This is a genomic window from Carboxylicivirga sediminis (assembly GCF_018156225.1).
In the GTDB taxonomy this organism is placed as follows: Bacteria; Bacteroidota; Bacteroidia; order Bacteroidales; family Marinilabiliaceae; genus Carboxylicivirga; species Carboxylicivirga sediminis.
On sequence record NZ_JAGTAR010000028.1, the window covers coordinates 22,761 to 43,986 of the forward strand.

The following is a 21,226-nucleotide window of genomic DNA, read 5'->3' on the forward strand; positions in this document are numbered from 1 at the left end:
TCTATAAATTATCAGCCAGTGGTAAAATCACCACCATAGCGGTTCCTTTGCCCGGTTCACTTTCTACTTCAATGCGCCCCCGCATTTCTTTAATGAGGCTATATGATATTGATAAGCCTAAACCAGTACCTTTTCCCAGCTGTTTGCTGGTTACAAATGGCAGGAATATATCGGTTTTACGATTATGCGATATGCCCACTCCATTATCACGGATGCATAGATACACATTTTCATTTTCATAGTAGGTTTCTATGGTCACCTGCATCTTTAGTTCTGGTTCTTGGTGTTTGCGTTCCTCCACAGCATCTTTCGCATTCGACAGCAGGTTGTGTATTACCTGCTCCAGTTTGTGGGGATTACCCAAGACGCAAGGCAAGTCACCAGACAAATTTGTAAAGAGGCTAATGTGGTGATTGGCATACTGACTACCAATCATGGAGGTGGCCGCACGCACACATTCACTCACATCAAACTCCTCTTCCACCTCGTCCTTTTGCCCACTGCTAAATATGCGTATATGATCCACAATCTGACGCACCCGGACAATGTCTTCAAATATTTCATTCACCGATTTATTGAGGAATTCTCTATCTGCCTGCTCCTCCATCAGCTCGTACTTAATACTCTCGGCCGACAAGGAGATGTTCTGCACGGGTTGGTTGATTTCGTGGGCAATACCCGCCGCCAGCTCACCCAACGAAGTCAAACTGCTTTGGTGCATGATTATTTGCTGTTGCTCCTCCTGTTTTTTCAGGGCTTCGGCAATGCGCTGCTCCAGGTTCTTATTTTCCTGCCCTTTGAGGTAGTAGCGGTAATAGATGATAAACACCAGGATGGAAGTAATGATAATGGTAAACCCAAATGACAGGCGCCATTTTATAAGGTTCTCCTTTTCCAATTCCAATAGGTAGTTTTTGTTTTTGGTTTGCAATATCTCATTCTCACGCTGCTTCTCTTCCAGAGCCTGCAGAGCCAGGGCATCCACAAAGTTGGTGATGTTCTCTTCCATCACCATAGCTTCCGACAGATCGGAATGCAAAATCCGGTACTCATAGGCCTTCTGGTAATTGCCAAGTGCCTCATATGCCTCCGATAACACCAGGTAATTATCGCGCAGTAAATCATTGGCATCCGCCACCTTTGCCAACTTCACACTTTTATTGTAGCTACTAATGGCTTTCCGATAATTTTCTCTTTGCGCCTCAATCATACCAATACGCATCAAACTCATAGCTGCTTCCCAGTGCCCGTTTTGCTCAATCTGCATCTTCAGCGCGTTCTGGTAATACTCATGCGCCTGCTCCAAATCACCTTTAAAAAAATAGGCATTGGCTATGTTGCTCAATAGTATGGACACATTCTGCCGATCGCCCCGTTCTTCCAGCATCTGCTGCATGCGAGTAAAATAAATCAGGGCTGTATCATACTCTTTCTGGTAAAACCATATCTGGCCAATCTGATCCAACAGTCGAATTACCTCACTTTTGGCTTCGTCCCCTTCCTCTTCTTCTACCATCTCCAGTGCCTTCTCATAATAGGTCAATGCCTGCGAATAGTCGGCTATATTTTTGTAAACATCGGCCATATTCTTATAGGTCTCTGCAATTTTTTTCCAGTTCTTTTCAGTGATATACAGATTGAGCGAACGCTTGTAGTTCTTCAACGCTTTTTCGGACTGACTCAAACGAAAATAGGTAGACGAAAGGGTAGACATACTTTGGTTATCACCAATAAGTCGATACTCAAGAAGTGATTTTCGATACGACTCCAGCAAGCGCTCATAGTCGTTGGTAAAATAATAGCCCATCCCCAGGTTATTGTATGCCTCGGCCTTGCCGCGCTTATCATCAATGCGGCTGGCTATCTGCAGGGCCTGCTCGGCATACTTAATGGCACGCTGTGGGTCACTGTAGATATGTGATTTAGACAGTTTATTGTAAATCTGCACCTGCTCTTTAGTAGAGGCATTCTGTAGCTTTTTCAGCAAGGCTTCATTGCTGTCATCCTGAGCGCTTATACCAGGCCAATGGCACAATGCAAGTAACAAACAAATTAACGGAAACAGGTATTTTGAGATAGTTGGCTGACGCATGGGTTTTAAGGAATCGTTTGTCGTTTAAAAATAGAAAAGTTTTTATAAACACTACTGCCAACGGTCTACTTCTTTAAAAAAGGCGGATTAAAGCACCTGTAGCAGTGCCACATAGCAGCAACTATTCACATCTGTTAACACAGCGATTTTTATCATGTTTTTTTGCCGCATAAAGTCATTGTTTATCAGTGGTTCAGCGCATTATTTTTGTCCTGATTTTATCAATGCAATATTAAGGGAACACTATGAAAAAATTAGTTTTGATGGCTCTATTTGCTGTCATTGCGACACAGGTTGACGCCCAAAATAACCTAAGCGTCGACTGGGGAAACACGACTAACTACATTGCCCACGGTCGTACATTAAGTGCCAATCAGGCCTGTTTTCAACCTGGCGTGTATTATAGTTTTAACAATGGCCCAACTGTTATGGCCTGGTTCAGCCTTCCATACGACAGACAATTTCATGCGCTGGATGAGTGGGACATCATAATCGATCACAGTGTTAATATTTACAAACGAGAACAGGATTGGAATATCAACCTGCATGGCTATGTTAACTATTGGTATCTGCCCGTTAACGAAGAGTCGGACAAACAGAACTATTACCAGGGTATGAAATATAATGCAGGCATCCATTTTCCGTTTATGTTATCCAAGAGTAACGGTCTGAAGCTAACAACTGGTTATGATTTTTACTACTATCATCAACTGGGCAGGGACATGAATATACGTGCTGCTGGTATTCATGAATTTTTAATGAAATTTAACAAAAGTTACAAGAAGGTCAATCTGGAAGCTAAGTCTGTGATTAGCAACAATCAAGGAGCGGTAGATAACCGTATTGAGCCCGGTTGGGGATTCTTCTCACAACATTTGTCATGTTCCTTTAATATTAAGGCAATATCTTTGCGAACAGGTATTAACTATCAGAGAACATTAGAGGCTCTTGAGCCAACAGGAATAGATAAAGATCTGCTATGGTTCTCGTTAAATATCGGCAAGAGTTTTAAACTGTAATTTCTTTTCATACCTAGCAAAGGTTAGGTTAATAATGGTGATAAAGGTGTAGAGTTGGTTCTGGCGAGCCAACTCTATTTTTTTGCCCACACCTGATTAACCAACTCCTTCAAAAAATCGCGGGTGTAATAATCATCATCTGTAATCTCATCATCGTAAACAACAATATCCAGATCAATTTCGCGCGGACCAAATTTGGGGCGGCTTCTATCCCTTCCCATTTTATCTTCTATCGCCTTTAGCTTTGCATTCAGTACTTCAAAAGGCATTTTCACCAGTATGAGCACCGCACAGTTTGAAAAATCAGCCTGTTCTGTAATCCCAATTGGTTGTGTGGTCATCACCTTAGAAGTTTTAATGACTTCTGCAATCCGATTAAGCTCATGCAAGGCTTCAGGTATTTTCGTCTCGGCACTAATATTTGAGCCAAGTCCTATAACGGCATATACTGCACGATCTTGTTTCATTGGCTAAAACTTAAAAGCATTTATTTTTGAGCAGAAAGGGTAATCGAAACACTCTCGGAGAAACGCAAGGCATGCAGCTTATCCACCTCTACTTCGACCGACTGAACCCGCTCATACTGCATAATAGTATCGAGAATCATGCGTGCCAGCGCTTCGAGCAAGTTAAAGCGGCTATTCTCTACCTTCTCAATAATTTGTTTAGTAATGGTGCGATAATCAAGGGCATCATCGGGCAAATCACTTAATTCTTCTTTGCCGCTTGCGTAGTGAATGGTGATATTCAGCATTACATCTTGTCGCTTACCTATTTCATGTGGATTAAAACCAACATAGCTCCGCAGCAACAAGTTCTTTATCTTTAATTTACCCATAGTATAGTTTTTGGTCTATGGATAAAACGAACAACTATATTAAATGTTGAGCAGAATCACAATAGATAATCTGGCCACTGATGTTTTCATTAGTAATAATCAAATCGATGGTTGATGCAATATTAGCCAGTTCCACTTTGTTTTTCAGTGGTGTACTTCCAACCACTGAATTAAAATAACTATCATCTTTGCCTTCCGGTGGTAGCACGGGACCAAGCGCTATACCATTCACTCTTATCTCGGGCGCCCATTCTAAGGCAGACATTTTGGTATATTCTGCCAAACTCTTTTTAGCTAACAGATACATGGCATGCGACGTATCATTGGTAATGATGGCAGTATCTAACAGGTTAATAATAGATCCATGTCCTCCGACTTTTCGATACTGCTGCCCAATAATCATAGGGGCATACAAGTGAATGGCCATCATCTCTTCCATATCTTGCAAAGATACTTCTCGCAAAGTACCTGGCGCATAACGGCTGGCGTTATGAATAATCACATCGGGTATACCATAATCGCCGAACACCTGCTTAATATATGCAGGTAGTTGCTTCCAATCGCTTAAATTGTAAGTCAAGAGAGTAAACTGCTGGTCAGGATATTTGTCACTCAACTCGGTCACTAATAGCTCCCCTTCCTTCTGGCTTTGATTAACATGAATCAGCACATCGTATCCAGCCCTTGCAAAATGCTGTGACAGATACCTGCCTACGCGCTTGGCTCCCCCTGTAATTAACACCTGCTTATTCATTATCCGTAAATTAGTGCAACAATCTTTTCTAGCCCAGCTTTATCAGCCTGGTCAAACGCAGAGTATTCCTTACTATCAACATCCAATACGGCTACCACACGCTTTTCCTTATCAAAAACAGGTACTACAATCTCTGAATTGCTGGCCGATGAACACGCAATATGCCCCGGAAAATCATGCACATTATCAACAACAACAGTTTCTCCACTATTTATACCGGCCCAGCAAACACCTGTATCCTTTTTTAACTTAAGGCATGCAACGGGTCCCTGATAGGCCCCTACCAGCAATTCACCTTCAATTAATTCATAAAAACCAGTCCAATAGTAATAGCTAAATTTATGTTGCAGAATAGCATTAATTGTAGCCATGCGCGACACTGGATTAGTCGTTGCCTGAATGAGCTCTTTAATCTGTTCATATACGCGCTCGTATCGTTTAATTTTGCTTTGTTCGTTCATATAGAATATCGCTAAGATTTAATCTAAGTATTTTTAACTTTTTTCTTCAATTAGTCAAACCCGAGAGGAATATCTTCCCCGAAATACTTTATTATTAATAAAAAACCGGTGCAAATTACAAATTTACACCGGTTAATATGTTTTCAAAACAGAAATCTATTTATCCTTAAGCATTTCCTGCAACTTCTTACGGGTAAAGAATATACGGCTCTTCACTGTACCAATTGGTAAATCCAGCTTTTCAGCAATTTCCTTGTATTTAAATCCTTGCGTATGCATTTTAAACGGAATTCTGAATTCATCATCCAACTTCTCTACCTTGGAATTCATTTCCATTACGGCATATACATTTTCAGGTGTTTCGGATGCGTAATTCCTTTTATACGCCGCACGAATAGCATCTTCTGTGCTATCAAAAGTGCTCCTGGTTTTCTGCACTCGGCGATAGTTGTTAATAAACGTGTTCTTCATGATTGTAAATACCCAAGCCTTAAAGTTGGTGTTATTTACAAATTGGTCCCGGTAAGTCAAAGCCTTCAGCGTTGTTTCCTGCAACAAATCGCGGGCATCTTCATCATTGGCAGTTAAACTTAATGCAAAGTACAAAAGCTTATCCTGCATGCTAAGTAATCGTTGATCAAATTGTACTGCGGTCATATCGTTGTGTTTTACTTCGTTACAAAATTGTTGAACAAATATACTTCAAAAGAACATTTCTTACAATATTTTCAGATGCTTTTATCTTTTTTAATTTTAATCATTCTAAATAACAACACCACACAATCCTTATACAACAACAGTTGCAGAACTAATTTAATGTTCAATCTAAATTAGCAACCTTTCAAAAAAAATTTAGACAAAAAAAGAGGCACATAATGCGCCTCTTTTTTATTCTCAAGTTGTTGTTCCTATTTAATTAATAGTTTTTGCTTATAAGTCTTACCATTAATACTCATGGTCACAATCTTCATGCCCTTTGGCAAATCACCCAACTGCAATTGCTGAGTCCAATTAGTTGAATTTTTATAGAAATCTCTAACCACAATAGCTCTTCCTGCCATATCATATACAACAACGGATACCTCGCCTCTTTCATCAGACTCTAATGTCAAATCAACAAATGAGGTAGCCGGATTCGGCCCAACTTTAAATACATCATTGTCATCGCCCCTAATTGGACTGATACTTGTACCTGTTTCCTGTATAATTAAATCATCAATCACCCATCCCCATCCAACAGAATTTGCGTCGGAGTGCATTCTGAAACGAATAAGAATAACATCTCCTGGCTCAAATTTATCATGAAGGTTAATGGTATGCTCAACAAATAAATCTTCAGAGTTCGGTTGAGAACTAATATTTGAATATTCATTGGCAGAATCGGCAAAATCTTTCCATTTATCATACTTATTGACATCATATCCGTCAGCCAATGGCACCCATGTCGAACCATTAACAGTACCTTCAACAACTACATAATCCCAAAATTCCGGATCCCCGAATTTAGTTCCGACTTCTCCAGGCTCAACCAATGCTATATCTCTATAAGACAATATAGCATCCTCCCTATCATTCAACACTTTAATAGGGTAGTTTAATACATAGTATGACTCTTTATTCTCAACATATGGGTGTGTCGAATGAATAGCAGCATCATTAAACAACATATCAGATATCACAAAATCTTCCCCACTAAAGTCATTCCTTCTAGAAGCAAAGCTATTCATATACTTCTCCACGGCATCCTCAAACTGAGGGTTGGACATCCAGAGGTAATTTGACTTCTTAACTTCTGCACCAACGTAAGCATAAACCTGCGTAGAGAGTTGACTTTTAAACGACTGAACTTCAACCTGCATACGAAACTCACCAGCGGATACATCTTCATAAGTGGCTTGTAATTGTTCATCAATATAAAGTTCTACTTTATCGTAATCACGATATAAGTCAACCTTATAATCGAAATAACCAAGTGGCGACTTAGAGGCCGAAGTAATTACCGGAGGTTTAATAGTCTCCACAATTTCATTAAAATCCAATGTCCAAACTCCTAATCCATGTGTGCCCACGACCAGTTGTTTGCCAACAAATTTCATATCCCAGATACTAACGGCCGGTAAACCATTATCTGCAAAATGCCATGTAGCACCTTTATCGGTAGACTCAAAAATTCCAATCTCAGTACCAGCCCATATAATATCTGTATTAAAGGGCATTACAGCAAGAGAATAAACTGCTACATTAGGAAAGCCATTCTGACTTTCTCCATTATTAAACTGAGTAAGATCGGTCCAACTATCTCCTAGGTCATTTGAATAAAGAATTTTAGAATGGTTATTAGCAGCAAATAAAACAAATGCACTGCGTTCTTCAGTAGGATGAGCAATAATATCAGATATATATGCTCCAGCATTATCCGCCTTATTTCCACTACTATATGATTTACCTCCATTGGAAGATACTGCAATATCATAATTAGCTGACATCGCGTTGCCTGCCCATATATATCTACTATCCACTGGACTAACAGCTATATGTGGATTATAATCGCCAGCAGGCCAGGTTCCTGATGGCATCGGAGTTGATGACCAGTTAATTCCAAAATCATAGGACACCCATATTCCGGATTTTGCACCCACCAAAAGCATATCTGGAGCTGACATTTCGTTTGCAATACGGGTTACAAAAGGTGAATTATCCTCACCCATATCAGGTATCCCGGCACTAAACCAGTTTTCACCTCCATTATGACTTATTCGTATATCATTATAATATAGCGATATGGCTATTTTTTCAGGTGAATTATTATTCCAAGCAGTTTCAAAACCATCTCCACCAAGTGCTCGACTCCAAGCTCCCAACTTACTACTTCCCTCGGGAGATAACCAAGTACCATTATCCTGTGTTCCGCCAATATAGACTTCAATATCCGGATGTTTTGACACTCCATAAAACTGAGTTGTTACATAGCCGTTTATTGGGCTTGACCAGTTTACTCCACCATCATCTGACATTGCAATTCCACCATCGTTACAATTTACAATTCTAAATGGTTGTCCTGCACTTTCAATAACATGAAGATTATGATGATCAGCATGAGCATAGGTAGGGCTGCTCGTATTTTCATACCATACTGTCAATTGCTCTGAAGAAATGCTTCTGCTTTTTAGTTCATATTTATCCAGAACTATACTAACATTCGGAATCGCATTTACATCCCAAATTAGTCCGTTTGCCATTGCAGGGTTAACACTGATTATTCGTTTCGTATCAACTCCTCCATCGATTCCAATTTCCGAATCTGCAGCACCAGCATTGTAGGCCAATGAATGCACATAAATTTGCTCATAAGAGTTTTCAGTAAGATTATACTCACCATTATTATCATGATCCCTAAAAGAAACCATTAGCTGTTCACCTGTTTCATTATCTGTCACAACGAAAGGAACATCTACATAGTCCTTATAAGTATACGAAGATGATGATGGGTTAGCAACCTCTCCAGCCGAATCAGTGAATCTGTGAGCTTTCTGTGAGTTACCAGTACCAAACTGTATTTTAACATCCCGGAATAAATCAGTTTTGGCAAAATCAACATTAACGCCACCACCCAGGTATTGTCCTTCAATATTAAGAAATGTAAATATCTCCGAAGTACCATCTATAATATCGTACACGTCAGTCCCCTGACCAGAAACCTTAGCCCCGACAACCACCTTATGCAAATCCAAACCACCTACAAACAATTGACTTTTTATAGAAGGGTGAGCTACCATTGTATTATTGTACCATCCTTGTCCTGATAAAAATACAACCTTTTCTTCAGGCGTACTTTCAAGCCAATTATCACCACCATCTGTTGAAATATACAGGTTAGATTGCGATGTTAAGGCATACATATAATCCGAATCAACTGTTGACAAACATAGTTCAATTCTACCTTCACTTATTTCTTTAGCCATCAACCAATTCTCTCCACCATCAATAGAACTAATAATTCCTTTTCCATTAACAGCTGCGAATTGCTTATTAAAATCACCAGACAAACATCTAATATCCTGAATTTTACTTGCACCCAAACTATATTTTTCTTTCCAAGTTGCACCACCATCGAGCGTTTTGAATATACCCGTATTGGTAACAACAACCACTTCATTTTCATCATCTGGATTAACAATCATCCGATTAACATACTCAAAATTTGAGTCACCTATGGTTGAGCCTAACTGTACCCAGTTTTCACCTTTATCAGTTGACTTAAAAATTCCATTTCCCTTTATCGCGTCAAGGTTGCCAAACCCCTCACCAGTACCAGCATAGATAACAGAAGTGTTTGACTGGGCCATCGCCAGACAACTAACAGCCAGATTTGGCCATTCCGGGGTTAAACTTGTCCAGTTTGTTCCCGTATCAGTTGTTTTCCAAACTCCACCTCCAACAGGTCCAACAAACCATGTATTACCAGTAGCATCATCCGGATCTGCAATAAACCCACGCGTTCTGCCCCCTACATTCCCTGGCCCCCTTTCTTTCCAATCTAAACTAACGGATGCTTTTAAGCCATTTACTTTCCTGGCTTTTTTAAGTTCAAGTAAAGCCTGATTAAATAAATAGTTGTTATCTGGTTCACCACCCGTTTTAAGCAAATGAATATACTCTAAAAACTTATCTGGCTTATCTTGCTTGGCATAACCTTGTTTTCGTCTTTCGATTTTTTTCTGCACCTGATCTGCAATCAGTTCTTCAGAGGTATACCCATTTTTTTTACTGAACTTTTTTATTTTCCCCTCTGGCCTTTGTTGAAGAACAACTGTAATACTAATAATTGCAATTACAGCTAAAAATAAAGTCAAAAATTTTCTCATATATTATATAGGTTTAAGTTATATGCCATTTTATTTTTTATAATCCTGTATATCAACCTTATAGTCAATCATCTTCTCATTGGTATTTGGATCATTAGAAATCATACCTGGTTTTGAATGAATTACCAATATCGTGCTACTTTGCCATTCTACGGTAGCATTATACTTTTGTTCACTGTATAGCCACTTCCTTTCTAAAACATCATAAACTGAAAATCGCAAGTTATTCCCCGGCATTTCCATAGATGGTTTATCTATCACATAGCAAAGTGCTAATGACTTTAAATCATTTAATTCTACAACAACTGATTCTCCCAATTTAGCAACCGCAATATCTTGGATGCTTTCATTATGAACTAAACTCTTTCCGCTACCACAACACACACATGTCATTGCAAGTACCGCAATGCTTAAGTAATTTATAAATAGATTCTTTCTCATAATTCGAGGATTAAAAACATGTAAATATACTAAACCTGCCCATGTAACAGCAGCCTTTTGTCAAAAAGACTCATTAATAGCAACCCGATTTCATAAAGCCATAACGAATTATAAACTATTACATTGCAGTCATCTAATATATTTTTTGTACATTTAATAAACAATGACCATTATTAGCTATTGACCCTAAATTTAATGTAATGAAAGCTTTTTTTCCTACAACGCTCCTTCTAACTTGCATTATTGCAGTCAACGCTCAAATCAATCCCTCCTTCACACGTTGGGAACCCCGCGAAATAGAAGATATTCGGCTTGATGAAATAACCGGAAGCCCATACCTCATAGATTCATTTCAAAATGGCTTTATTCTTTTGGAATCAGAACTATTAATTCCATTAAAACTAAGATACAACATCCATACAGATGCCATAGAATTCAGACACGATGAAAAAACCTATCAATTGCAGAGCCATCCAAATATTAAAATGATTACGATTGCTGATCGTGTATTTCAGTTTCTTGAGTTCAAGAAATCTAATACAAAAACCCAAAAGAGCTATCTTGAATTAATAGCTGACGGAAAAGTTAGCTTGTATTGCAGACACCAAACACAGTACTATCCTAACAGGCCAAATCAAGAAATTGGTGATTCGTATAACGGCCTTAAAAAACCAGAGTATATAACTCAAAGTCTTTCGTATTTTTCAAAGTTGGACAATGAAATGCCTGTTGAGTTCAATTCTCCTAAACAACTTTATACACTATTGAACTCAACCATCAAGGATCAGGCGGAAATTATTAGTGAAAAAAACAAAACTCGCTTCTGGAATAAGAACGATTTAATTGACTTATTTAATCAACTTAACAACCCGAATAAATAGGAATGACATGAAAGCAAAAAGTTTTATTACATTAACAATGGTGTTTCAATCACTATGTGTTTTATCACAGGTTAATGACGCATCAACCAATCATTTATTTGCGTTTAATATGGATTACGCCAGACTTGGCACTGTATTTAATGACATGCCCCTGGATAATATAAATGGAAGCCCCTTCCTGAATGAGGAATTCAAGAATGGCTTCATTCAAACTAGATCTGATTCAATTATATCCCTCGTTTTGCGTTATAATGTATATAACGATGCAATTGAATTTAAAATTAATGATGAGATTTATGCTATAAAAAATAATGAAAGCCTAAAGATGGTTACCATTGAAGAGCGGGTTTTTATGTATAAAGAGTTTATTAAATCAAACGGTACAAAACATAACGGATACCTTGAATTACTTTCGCATGGAAAGAATGAATTGTATTGCAGATATAGAATTCGCTACTACCCGCGAGTACCTGAAGAGGCATATAAAGAAGCAATAGAACCTGAATTCAAAATGCAGAGTCTATCTTTCTTTTATGCCGATAGCTTTACTACTCCTATAGAGTTTTCCACTAAAAAGCAATTATCTTCTTTGATGGATGAGAAGACGCAAGAATCCATTCATAAAATATCGCGCAATAGAGCAATAAAATACTGGAACAAAGAGGATTTAACAAATCTATTTACCACTCTCAATAAATAATCGTTCAAACACATTAATTTTAACAAACAACAATGAAAGGCATTCAACTAATTTTCTTTGTAGCCAATTTGTTTTATACTAATGGTTACGCACAAAACAATAGCATCATACGTTCAGGAGACACTTACTTATTATCACTTGAATATCGCACAGAAGCAGCCAACAGCACAGTTGAAGGCTTAACTCTAGATGAAATCAAAGGCAGTCCATACCTTAGCAAAGACTTTGCAGACAGTTATATACTAACAAAAAAGGACTCCATTGTTGGTCTGCGTTTACGTTACAACATCTATAACGATGTTATTGAATTTGAGAAAGAGGACAAGGCCTATGAACTGCCCTATAATTATGATTATTTGAAGGTGGTTATAAATCACAGGGTTTTTCAACGAATTAAATTTATGAAGTCAAACAATACAGAACATATAGGTTATCTTGAATTAGTTGAAGACGGGCCAGTAAAACTCTATTGCAGACGAAGGACTAGGTTCTATCCTGCAAAGCCTGCTGATCCTTATGGTGAGGCCAGACAAGCTGAATTTAGGGAACAAAGCCTGTCTTTCTTTTGTAGTACACAGGATAAATCTCCTTTTGAATTCGAGAATAAAAAAGATTTACTAAAGGTTTTGCCAGCTGACCTTCAAGATAAGGCTGTCAAATACCTGAAAGGGAATAAAACAAAGTTCTGGAATAAAGAAGATTTAGTAAGACTATTTGACAATTTAAACAATTAAATATTCTATAGATTTTTTTTATTTTGAGATGCATATGGGTTAAGCTACACAATAGCTTAACCTTTTTTATAACATTCTTGCAAAGCCTTTATAATTCAGACGAACTCACCAAAATCAATACTCAGAATTAGTCTTAATTTATACTCTGCAGTTTATTTATCTATAATATTAAGTAATAAATCTGAATCCATCGTTTAACTTCAACATTAAAGGCGATACATAAAAAGCCTCCAGTCGTCAATAACTGGAGGCTCTTCTTATGCTCTTAATTAAACGCTAAACAAAACGTTTAGTTAGAAAATATCTTCTATTTTTTATACTCGCCAATTGTAAACTCCTCGCTGGTAGTATTAATATTAGCTTCGCCAGCGGCAGCTTTAGTTAAAACACTACCAGCTTGCATAATATTAAACCACAATCCATCATTTACTCCCTCAGTTATTTTAGAACCGAACCAATCATGAATTGTAATTGTACCATTGTCATCGAATGTGGCAGTTATAAAGCCGTCAGCAGGTATTGCAGGATCTCCTTCTTCTCCATACCAACCATTTATAGCTGCAGGATTGGTATCATCCTTAACAATATCTTGACCAACTGGAATCTTAATCTCCTTACTGTCCAAATCCACAACCCCGTATATATCTAAGTTAGAACCACCAGGAACAAAACCAGTAAATACTATCTTGCTAACATCATCCGGATCAGGTTTAGTAGATACAGTGTATACAGTCTCACCATTAAAATATGAAATTCCTAAACCATCATAAGTACCAATAATGATATTAAGAGGATGCTCATCATCACTAACTGTTACCATACACATATTCTCAGCACTAGGTTTTGTGTTGGCAATGTCAGTAAATACCAAATAGAACATTTTATTACCCTCGTAAATGTCATTATTCATTGTACGTATTCGTATCTCTGCCTCGCCATAGCCTTCTGAAAACTCAATCGTTTTTGAAGAAATAACTTCAAAATCTGTACCTTCGATAGCTGGTTTTGATATTCCTTCAATACTAACATCATATTTAATTGAAACTGCACCACCACCTGGTAATCCAGCTAAAGAAACAGGTATACTCAGCTCGTTGCCACCTTCTGCAACCTGCAAACTGCTACTAAGAAAAGCAACACTCTGATCTCCAGCTTTAAAAACTATAGGATCATTCTTATCACAGGAAGCAAAAAGTACAATTCCTGCCAAGAACAACAATGTATATTTTAAATATCTCATAATGTCTAATAATTAGTGATTAATAGCCTTCGTTTTGAACCATATTACTATTCGATTCCATTTCACCAATTGGTATTGGCATAGCCCATAAGTGGCCTGGGAATGTAATATCAACAGGACCTGTAATACGATCATCCTCATCTACTCGTTCAATTGTTTTGTTTAAACGTGCATAGTCATAAAGCAAATGTCCTTCAAAACAAAGCTCTCGTCTTCTTTCGTTAAACAAATCTGTCATAGTAATGATACCAAGCTCTGTTGCCCCTCTGTTGGCTCTAATTTTATTAAAATCAGCAACAGCCTGGGCCATTGTACCTTCACCATTTAGGTATGCCTCACAACGAATTAGGTACATTTCAGAAAGTCGCAATACCGGAATGTTATTCTGCTTATTAACACCATCTTTTCCAGGATACTTATCTGGCCACACGTAACCAGGATAATTCCCTTTAGACTCTTCTGCAAATACATCAGCTCTCACATCAGTTTCTTCGTAAAGTGCCAACAAGTTATTTGTAGCACAAACGTCTGCATAAGAACCGTCTGGATCATAGATGTAACCAATTTCAGACCAATAAGGCGCATATGATTGGTTTTGGTCACCATATACTTCAAAGATAATTTCAGAAGCACCATTCGTCCCCCAAACTGAACCATATTCAGCAGCAGTATAAATTTCAAAATCTTCATTCGCGATTACTTTACTTGCATATTCCTCAGCTTTCGAGTAATTACCCATGTACAAATATACTCTTGCTAACAAAGCCTGAGCTGCAGCAGCATCAGCAAACGCCTTACTATCTACCTCTTCTCTGGCAATACCCCCATCTTTAAACAATGGTAAGGCCGCTTCAAGATCAGTCACAATCTGGTTATATACTTCAGCAACAGTATTTCTTGCTGGTTCACCAATCTCGGAAACTAAAACAACTGGTACACCAAGACTCTCCTTTTGGTAAGTATATGGTTGTGCATATACACGCACTAAATCAAAATGACCAAGAGCTCTTACAAAAAGTGCTTCAGCTTTTAAATGATCTATCTCCTCCAGATCAACTCCCGGTTCAGTTGCAGGATCGTAAGTTTCATCAATGGCGTTAATTACATTACTAGCCCTTGTAATAGCCTGATAAGCAGTCGCCCATAATCCAGCGGTATTTGCTGAATTCTGAGACCAGTTATAGTCAGTCTGATATCGACCTGAACTTTTAGGACTGGATTTTGCATTATCTGCTTTTAGGTCTGCAGTAATAGTAAACTCAGCACCATACCAATTCACACTATATAAAGGTGCATATGCCCCCATGGTTGCCTGATTCAGACCATCAAAGTTAGATAAAGTCAACTCATTTGATTGTGACAACAACGGCTCTTTCTCCAGGAAGTCATCCCCACATGATGTTAAGAACAAAACAGCAAGTAAGACTCCAACTAAGCTTATATGTTTTTTCATATTATTCATCTTTTTAAATATTAAAATCCTACTTCTAAACCAAACGTGAAGTTACGAGTCTGAGGATAAATAATGTAACCTCCACCAGTACTACTTCGCTCAGGATCGTAATATGGAACATCGTGCCAGCTATAAAGGTTATTTCCACTTACATATAACTTAGCAGCAGATACACCAATCTTATCTAAAACTATCTTAGGTAGATTGTAACCAAAAGTCAAGTTCTGAAGGCGAACAAAATCACCCTTATACAAGAAACGACTTGTTCCCCACTCATTTGAACCAGTTGAATTATTCATTAATGGCTTAGGTGTGCCAGTAACATCGCCTGGTTTCTTCCAGTAGTCTAACAAATTAGCAGATTGATTTGAACTCCAGTTATAACCATCTGAATTTGTGTAGCGACTTTCCATTACATATACAGACTGCCCCAGCATGTATCTAAATTGAGTATTTAGGTAAAATCCTTTATAGCTCACATTAAAACCGAATCCACCTTCAATATCTGGCTCAACTTTTCCTTTGTAAACACGACGCGCACTACCATAATCATAGGTCATAGAACCATCTTCTGTATACCACATTCCTAATCCATTAGATGGATTAACTCCTGCCCAATCGTACACATAATAGTTAGAGAAGTCGCCTCCTACACGATGTCTTCTCCACCATCCATCACCAATTTCTTCTTCGCCTCCTAGATCATCAATAGTAGTATTGTTATGTGCTAAAGTGCCAAAAACATCAACTTTAAGATCTCTCATGCTAACAGCCCGATAGTTAAGGCTAACTTCTATACCTTTATTGGTCATCTCACCAATATTCTGACGAAGGCTTGCGAAACCAGCTGTACGTGAGATTGGCACATCCAACAACATATCTGTTGTTTTCTTATTATAAACTTCAATTGTACCATCAACTTTATTGAAGAATGCGAAATCAAGACCAATATTTGTTGTAGCTGACATTTCCCAACCTAGATTTGGATTTGTCAGGTTTTCAGGCCCTAAAATCGTTTTACCATTGTATTCTCCAGATGCATAAGTTCCATACTGGTCATAGATACCAATAGCATCATTTCCTGCAACACCATAACTACCTCTAAGCTTCAGCATATTAATCCAAGGCACATCATTTATAAACGCTTCATTATGAAGATTCCAGCTGGCACCAACCGACCAGAAAGTACCCCAACGTGTATCTGCTCCAAACTTTGAGTTACCATCTTTACGGAACGATCCTTTAACAAAATAACGATCATCATAGCTATACTCAAGCGTTCCAAGGTATGATAACAAAGTATACTCAGAATAAGCATAATCAACAGTTGAGTTTTCGCCTGTAGCATTAGACAAGTAAGGAATTACTGCACCAACTTGTTCTCCAGAAGCATAATGATTCTGATATTTATAATGCATTGCTTCATAGCCAGCCATAGCACTTGCACGATGCTTCTCTGCAAATATTTTTGAATAGCTAACAATATTAGATGAATTCAATCTCTGCATTCTACCATTAGAAACCTGGAGTGTACCCAACTCTTCTCCCGGAGGTCCTGAATAAGGACTCCAGAATCGACGTCCTTCTTCAAATAACATATCCATTGAATTTGTCGTTCTGAACACTAAGTCCTTTATTGGCTCATACTTCAAGCTTAACGCTCCAATAAAACGATACTGCTTACTCCACTGATCGTCATATTCTGCTGCTGCCAGGTGATTTGAGTTATTATTTGATGGTAAATCAAAATTGTAAACTCCAGTATTTCTTGAAGTAGGATTTCCATCGGCATCAACATAAGGTAAATCCCAAGGCATGAGGTTTTGAGAAGCCCAGAATGGATTTACATAGTACATTGATTCGTTAGGTCTATCTTTTTGATAAACATATGAACCTTGCGTTTTTAATCCAATTGAGAATTTTTCATTGAAATCTTTATCAATGTTTGAACGAAAACTATAACGTTCAAGTGATGTAGCCGTCATAATTCCTTCCTGGTTAAAGTATCCACCAGAAATAAAATACCTTGTATCCTCATTTCCACCATTTGCAGTAAAGTTTATATCCTGCATGCTGGCTGTGCGAAATGCACTTTCTTCCCAGTTGTATGTTTCAATATCCGATGGCAATGTCTCAGCAGCAAAGAAACCGCCTTCAACTGTATTTGGGTCCTTACCTGAATTAATTATTGCATCACGCTTATAGGTATAAATCTCATCAGCAGTCATTACTCTGTAATCATGATCATTTGTAACCTTCGAAACTCCGAAGTTGGCAGTTACAGAAAAACGATTCTGACCTTTCTTTCCTGATTTTGTAGTAATTAAGATTACACCATTTGATGCTCTAGAACCATATAAAGAAGCAGCTGATGCATCTTTCAATACAGTCATAGACTCAATATCCTTAGGGTTAATTGTTGAAAGAATATTACCTGTAGAGGTAAAGTATGAGAAGTTTCCTGAAGAAACTGGTACACCGTCAATAACAATCAAGGGTTCTTTTCCTGCATTAATAGAACCGTTTCCTCGAATACGGATATCCGTTGCTGCACCTGGCTGTCCAGTTGTCGAGTTAATCTGCACACCAGCAATTTTACCTGCAATTGCTTTATCAACACTTTCAACTGGAACATCTTTAATTTGATCCGTTTTGATTACAGCAACAGACCCGGTATTGGCTTCACGCCGCTGAGTACCGTATGCAACAACTATTACTTCATCAACATCGACTGCATCACTTTTCATAATTGCATTGATTGTTGTTTGCCCAGTATAGGCAACTTCTTGTGTCGTCATTCCAACAAAAGAAAAAACAATCGCCGATGCGTCATTAGGAACCGCCAAACGATAAGTACCATCGGGGGTGGTTACTGTTCCTATAGTAGTTCCTTTAACAAACACTGAAACACCAGGAATGGGACTCCCATCCGTAGCATCAGTCACAGTACCGGTTACGTTAGTAGTCTGTGCTATAACTTGCAGACCAACCATAACCATAAACGAAAGTGCGAGAAGTACTTTCTTCATAGACTAATAGGTTTAAATTAATAAATAGGACAATTTTTTAATCGGTTCAAAAATAACAATTGTAAGCTAGTTTTAAAACTTTTTAACATTATATTTTACTGACATAAGTCATGTCCGCTTAATAATCTTACATTTTAAAACCTCAAACCGGCCAGCCACAAACTTTTTTGATAGTTTTTGACCTTTTTCGTTATAGATTCCATTTAACACATTTTAACCAACAACTACCCAAGGCACACTTTTTAACTCAACCACCCTATACTGCATAACATTTATCATTTTTTTTTACACCAAAAGTCGCGCAATCTTTTAATCTTACCGAAAATTGCGAATAAGAAACTATCCATTAGTCTACACTAAAGAACTTCGCATTCAAATAAGCACATAATTAAAAGGGAGAGTTGAAAAATTAGGAGGATCATGCACAAAGCCCGATCTAATGACCGGGTTTTGCTGGAAAAAATAACCAATACTTATCCTATTTAAGCATTAGCTTCATAATAAGTAGCTATTCTTTAACAGCTATCATTATCTCTTTTTAGTATTTTTTACAATAATTGAAGTCTTAATAATTTTTAGGACACCCACAGAATAGCAAGGTGGCACAATCTCTTCGACCGTGAATATACATATTTATTTTAATTTTCATAATAATTTAGTAACGCTCAAACCACGAAAACAATAAATGCCATCGAGAAAAAATACGCATAAAAGGCCAGATTAAATCCAAAGCAAAACCACATAAAACTACACAAACACCAATATCCGTCATTACAAAAGAACTCTTCTTAAAACTATTAATTATGAACATAGGAATATCTAAGACATCAGATACACCAAACATCGTTGTTTCAATAATTTTCTATCAAGCCTAGTAGTCGAACTCACTGCATACCATTTCCGTCTAAAGAATTCATCAATCAGCCTCAATAGGTTTGACAGATCATGTATTAATTAAAAAACTGATTAGGTCGAAATCATGTTAATTACCTGCCTATCTGCAAAAAAGCTGCCCTTTAGTTATAAGGACAGCTTTCTTATCTATTCACACATTAATTAAAACACTGTTTAATTTTGATCCTCAGGACCTAAGTTTGGATTCGCATCGATTTCTTCTTGAGGAATTTTAAATATCCACTCATCATTTACTGATGGCCTAGCTTGTTGAAATCCACTTTGGTACAAATCAGCAGATGCACCAGAACCACCATTTGCAGCATGATCAATTCCCTCATCCCAACGAATCTTATCTGTATAAAGGAATCCTTCTCCCCATAATTCTAATGCTCTCTGGAATTTAATGTGTTCTATTAATTTTTCTTTAGTATCATATATAGTAACATCATAGGCATTATCACGTTCTTCGCCTAAAGGTTTTAACGCATTTTGTGCAGCACTAATATTGTCTAACATAGCTTCTGCCTCTGCTTCAATCAAATACATCTCAGAGGAACGCATTAAAATAATATCATCCGGATCTGTAGTTCCAGGTGCTTTATTTCTCATTTTTACGTGCATATATGGATGCGTATTATGTGCAGAAGTCCATCCATACACACTGGCAAGCCTATCAATTTCTGCATCAAACTCTTCTTCCGTAGTATATATCGGGTTTGTATTATTTTCCCAACCGCCCTCGCCATTCGACGCAGATAAGTTTGAATTTGGAGCATCTTTTAAGAATTGATCTTTTCTATAATCTGTATCAGGAATCTGAGCGTATAATCTCTTATCCATAATTTTAGGATTATTCCGCACCTGACTACCATTAAATGTATTACTCATTAAATAAAAGTAAGAACGAAAATAGGTAGTTTCTGTAGAAATTACATTACTCCCCCAAATAACCTCAGGCAGAAGTGTTGTATTAAATCCAGACTTCCAATCATCTTCATCCATTAAAGGGTAATCTTCACGTGCTAACTTAGCTGCATCAGCAGCTGTTCTCCAGTCTCCCATATTTAATGCAATTCGAGCTTTCAAACCATACGCAACATCAATGTTTAGTTGAGATTTGTCAAAAGCATTGCCGGTCGGCCTTGAAGTTGCATCTTTAAAATAATCTATAGCGGTATTAACATCTGACATGCACTGGTCATATATGACTTCAACTGTTGATCTGGGCTCACTGGTAAAGGGAGCTTCAGAAGAAAATAACAACGGTACACCAGGATCTGTTGCCGGATTGCCAATTAGATAACCTTTAGCATAGTGCTGAACCAAAGAAAGATAGGCATATGCACGGTATGTATACGCTTGTCCGATGATTTCTTTCATTTTTGCATCCTCAGGAATCGTTCCTTCAGCAGCTTTATTAATAATGGCATTGGCACTTGCAATTATGTGATAGCGCTGATACCACAACTGCTTAGTTGTTCTTGACGTTTCCAGATTATGGGAAATCCATCTGGTTTCGTCTTGCCACCCGAGATTATTTGCCGGGGCACTGTGTATTAGTCCTCCTGCTAAATTATCTCCCATTGGCACCCAATAATGATTACCGGATCTATAACTATCTCCGCCAGAAAGCAGAGTTTGTGGCTGGACATATAGTAAACGATGCAATCCGTTAAGGATTAGAGCCATATTTTCTGCAGATGCTAATGCATCATTGGAAGAAATAGCATCTGTTGGTTTTGTTTCCAGAAAATCATCGCTACATGATGTTATTGCAATAGCTACTATCACTAATAACACAATTATCTTTTTAAACATAGTT

At 37.8% G+C, this 21,226-nt stretch carries 16 protein-coding genes; 4 read left to right on the top strand and 12 right to left on the bottom strand.

Annotated elements, in window-relative coordinates; all coding sequences use genetic code 11:
- Position 1 precedes the first annotated feature (1 nt).
- Positions 2–2,092, bottom strand: a complete 2,091-nt coding sequence (locus KDU71_RS16590) for a tetratricopeptide repeat protein (protein ID WP_212192216.1) — start codon at positions 2,090–2,092, stop codon at positions 2–4.
- Between the two features lie 245 nt (positions 2,093–2,337).
- Here KDU71_RS16590 and KDU71_RS16595 point away from each other — a divergent pair, with 245 nt between their 5' ends.
- The gene (locus KDU71_RS16595) at positions 2,338–3,111 is read left to right on the top strand and encodes a hypothetical protein (RefSeq protein WP_212192217.1); all 774 of its coding nucleotides are present in this window, start codon (positions 2,338–2,340) and stop codon (positions 3,109–3,111) included.
- Positions 3,112–3,185: 74 nt separating this feature from the next.
- Here KDU71_RS16595 and folK read toward each other — a convergent pair whose 3' ends face one another.
- The 7 genes from folK to KDU71_RS16630 form a co-directional block, all read right to left on the bottom strand.
- Positions 3,186–3,578 carry a 2-amino-4-hydroxy-6-hydroxymethyldihydropteridine diphosphokinase gene (gene folK / locus KDU71_RS16600; protein WP_212192218.1) on the bottom strand — a complete coding sequence of 131 codons (393 nt, stop codon included), beginning with the start codon at positions 3,576–3,578 and terminating at the stop codon, positions 3,186–3,188.
- Positions 3,579–3,598: 20 nt separating this feature from the next.
- Positions 3,599–3,949, bottom strand: a complete 351-nt coding sequence (locus tag KDU71_RS16605; RefSeq protein WP_212192219.1) for a FolB domain-containing protein — start codon at positions 3,947–3,949, stop codon at positions 3,599–3,601.
- Positions 3,950–3,983: 34 nt separating this feature from the next.
- A complete protein-coding gene (locus KDU71_RS16610; RefSeq protein ID WP_212192220.1) occupies positions 3,984–4,703 on the bottom strand; it encodes an SDR family NAD(P)-dependent oxidoreductase in 720 nt (239 codons plus the stop codon).
- Positions 4,703–5,164: a GAF domain-containing protein gene (locus KDU71_RS16615; RefSeq protein WP_212192221.1), complete on the bottom strand. Its 462-nt coding sequence runs from the start codon at positions 5,162–5,164 to the stop codon at positions 4,703–4,705. The genes KDU71_RS16610 and KDU71_RS16615 overlap by 1 nt, the downstream gene beginning before the upstream one ends.
- 156 nt (positions 5,165–5,320) lie before the next feature.
- Positions 5,321–5,821: an RNA polymerase sigma factor gene (locus KDU71_RS16620; protein ID WP_212192222.1), complete on the bottom strand. Its 501-nt coding sequence runs from the start codon at positions 5,819–5,821 to the stop codon at positions 5,321–5,323.
- Between the two features lie 251 nt (positions 5,822–6,072).
- Complete coding sequence (locus tag KDU71_RS16625; RefSeq protein ID WP_212192223.1) at positions 6,073–10,029, bottom strand: T9SS type A sorting domain-containing protein; 3,957 nt, start codon at positions 10,027–10,029, stop codon at positions 6,073–6,075.
- A gap of 30 nt (positions 10,030–10,059) precedes the next feature.
- Entirely contained in the window at positions 10,060–10,470 is a 411-nt protein-coding gene (locus KDU71_RS16630; RefSeq protein WP_212192224.1) for a hypothetical protein, read from the bottom strand.
- Between the two features lie 200 nt (positions 10,471–10,670).
- Between KDU71_RS16630 and KDU71_RS16635 the strand changes: the two genes are divergently transcribed.
- Genes KDU71_RS16635 through KDU71_RS16645 form a run of 3 tightly spaced genes read left to right on the top strand, consistent with a single transcriptional unit; the run spans position 10,671 to position 12,785 of the window.
- The gene (locus tag KDU71_RS16635) at positions 10,671–11,351 is read left to right on the top strand and encodes a hypothetical protein (RefSeq protein WP_212192225.1); all 681 of its coding nucleotides are present in this window, start codon (positions 10,671–10,673) and stop codon (positions 11,349–11,351) included.
- A gap of 7 nt (positions 11,352–11,358) precedes the next feature.
- Positions 11,359–12,051: a hypothetical protein gene (locus KDU71_RS16640; protein ID WP_212192226.1), complete on the top strand. Its 693-nt coding sequence runs from the start codon at positions 11,359–11,361 to the stop codon at positions 12,049–12,051.
- Between the two features lie 32 nt (positions 12,052–12,083).
- Positions 12,084–12,785, top strand: coding sequence for a hypothetical protein (locus KDU71_RS16645; RefSeq protein WP_212192227.1), 702 nt, complete (start codon positions 12,084–12,086; stop codon positions 12,783–12,785).
- A gap of 307 nt (positions 12,786–13,092) precedes the next feature.
- Here the strand turns inward: KDU71_RS16645 and KDU71_RS16650 are convergent, their stop codons facing one another.
- From KDU71_RS16650 to KDU71_RS16665, 4 genes are all read right to left on the bottom strand, one after another.
- Positions 13,093–14,025: a Calx-beta domain-containing protein gene (locus KDU71_RS16650; protein WP_212192228.1), complete on the bottom strand. Its 933-nt coding sequence runs from the start codon at positions 14,023–14,025 to the stop codon at positions 13,093–13,095.
- A gap of 19 nt (positions 14,026–14,044) precedes the next feature.
- Positions 14,045–15,478 (bottom strand): RagB/SusD family nutrient uptake outer membrane protein, encoded by a 1,434-nt coding sequence (locus KDU71_RS16655; RefSeq protein ID WP_212192229.1) that lies wholly within the window; start codon positions 15,476–15,478, stop codon positions 14,045–14,047.
- A gap of 20 nt (positions 15,479–15,498) precedes the next feature.
- The gene (locus KDU71_RS16660) at positions 15,499–18,471 is read right to left on the bottom strand and encodes a SusC/RagA family TonB-linked outer membrane protein (protein ID WP_212192230.1); all 2,973 of its coding nucleotides are present in this window, start codon (positions 18,469–18,471) and stop codon (positions 15,499–15,501) included.
- Positions 18,472–19,575: 1,104 nt separating this feature from the next.
- Complete coding sequence (locus tag KDU71_RS16665) at positions 19,576–21,222, bottom strand: RagB/SusD family nutrient uptake outer membrane protein (RefSeq protein ID WP_212192231.1); 1,647 nt, start codon at positions 21,220–21,222, stop codon at positions 19,576–19,578.
- Between the last annotated feature and the right edge of the window lie 4 nt (positions 21,223–21,226).